The 2070-nt window shown below is 73.0% G+C and carries 2 protein-coding genes; one reads left to right on the forward strand and one right to left on the reverse strand.

What is annotated here, in order from left to right:
- Positions 1-86: 86 nt before the first annotated feature.
- Entirely contained in the window at positions 87-1106 is a 1020-nt protein-coding gene (locus AOK23_RS43870) for a LacI family DNA-binding transcriptional regulator (RefSeq protein WP_055717915.1), read from the reverse strand.
- 188 nt (positions 1107-1294) lie between these two features.
- Here AOK23_RS43870 and AOK23_RS43875 point away from each other — a divergent pair.
- Positions 1295-2070, forward strand: a 776-nt coding sequence (locus tag AOK23_RS43875; protein WP_476718323.1) for a glycoside hydrolase family protein, incomplete at its 3' end; no start/stop codon positions are given.

Here is a 2070-nt window from a genome sequence, read left to right on the forward strand (position 1 = left end):
GCCCGGGGCCGGGGGCGGTTCGGCGGAGGTGCCCGGAGCCTTGGGGGAGCGGGCGGAGTCGGCCGGGGCCTGAGGGGATCCGGCGGTCACTGCGGTCCGCGCGGGCGGGGCGGTGCCGTGGTCTCGCGGAGGACGAGGCGGATGGGCATCTCCACCCGGCCCCGCGGCACGGCGTCCTGCTCGTCGAGCTGCCGCAGCAGCAGCCGCGCGGCCTCCGCGCCCTGCCCGGCGACCGGCTGGGCCACGGTCGTCAGCCCGACCACGTCGGCGAGTTCGTGGTCGTCGAAGCCCACCACGGACACGTCCTCGGGTACTCGCAGCCGATGGCGCCGCAGCGCGCGCAACGCGCCCATCGCCATCTCGTCGGACTGCGCGAACACCGCGGTCGGCGGCCGGCTGGCGGCCAGCAACTCGGTCATCGCCCGCTCACCGCCCTCCACGGTGTAGTCGCCGTCCGCCTCCAGCGCCGGATCGGGCTCGATCCCGGCCTCGGCGAGGACGTGCAGATAGGCGGCCCGACGGTCGACGGGAGTGGTCCAGTGCAGGGGCCCGCTGGCCCCGGAGATCATGCCGATCCGACGGTGGCCGAGGTTCACCAGATGCCGTACGGCACTCTCCGCGCCCGCCCGGTCGTCGATGCCGACCACCGTGAAGCCGGGCCGCGCGCCGCCCACCGTGGAGGCCAGCGGCACACCGAGCGAACGCAGCGCGGCCGACTCCTCCTCGTCCGGGATCAGCAGCGACAGCACCGCGTCCACGCGCTTGCGGACCGGCATCTTCGTGAAGAAACGCTTGCGCGCCTCCGCCGACCCCAGGTTGTAGAGCAGCACGTCGTACCCGGCGGCGCTGAACACCTGCTCGGCCGCGTCGAGGACCGTGCCGAAGAACCACCGGCCTATGTACGGGGCGACGACCCCGATGGTGAAGGTGCGCCCGCTGGCCAGGCTGGACGCCGAGCGGGAGGCCGTGTAGCCGAGTTGCTCGGCGACGGCCGTGATCTGCGCGCGGACCTCGTCCGACACGCCCGGCCGGCCGCGCAACGCGCGGGACACGGTGGACGCCGAGACCCCGGCGGCGCGGGCGACATCGGTGATGCTGACGGTCACGGCGGACTTCTCCCGTCGGTTGCACGTCTTCACGGCGGTGTGAGCTGTGGGTGACGTGACCGTAAACCCGACCCGGTTGTTGCGCAAGCGTTTGCGTTCAGTTTTACTTGGGCCGATTCTCAAGCGAGACCTAGAAGGTCCATGGTCAGCGCACGCGTTTGGGCGCTGCGAGTCGACAGGAACTGTGCATGCGATATGCCCCGCCCGGCCTCTGCGTGAACGACTTCGCCCTGCTCCGCGACGACGACGGGACCTACGCGGTGCTGCACCTCCAGGGGCCGTGGACCACCGAGTTCGACCACCTGAGGATGGAGACCTCCTACGGCAGGGCCACCTCGGCCGACCTGGTCGGCTGGCGGCCGCGGGGGACCGCGTTCGGCAACGGGCTGCCGGGCCGCTTCGACCAGCAGGCGGTGTGGACGATGCACCCCTTCCGGCACGGCTCCGGGATGGCGATGTTCTACACGGGCGTGAGCGGACTGACCCCCGAGGGCTGGCCGTTGCAGTCGGTCGGCCTCGCGTACTCCGACCGCACCGACGGCACCGGCTGGCGCCGCCACGGCACCGGGCCCGTCGTCGAGGCGGACCCCCGGTGGTACCGCACCGCCGACCGTATGGGCTGGCGCGACCCGTTCGTGGTGCGGGACGACGAGGGCGACGGCTGGGCGATGGTGATCTGCGCGAGCGACGCCTCGCTCCCGGTCGAGGTCAGCGGCTGCGTGGCCCTCGCCACCTCGGCCGACCTGGAGCACTGGACCGTCCACCCGCCGCTGATCTCACCCGGCGACGTCGACGAACTCGAATGCCCGGTCCTGGAGCGCCTCGACGACGGCAGCTGGCTGCTCCTCGGCTCCATCGGCGCGACCCGGGGCTTCGACTCCTGGACGGCGCCCACCCTCCGCGGCCCCTGGACCCGCAGGGGTCCCCTCGGCCCCACGGGTGCCTACGCGCCCCGCGTCATCCC

It is taken from the genome of Streptomyces torulosus (assembly GCF_001419765.1).
GTDB lineage: Bacteria > Actinomycetota > Actinomycetes > Streptomycetales > Streptomycetaceae > Streptomyces > Streptomyces torulosus.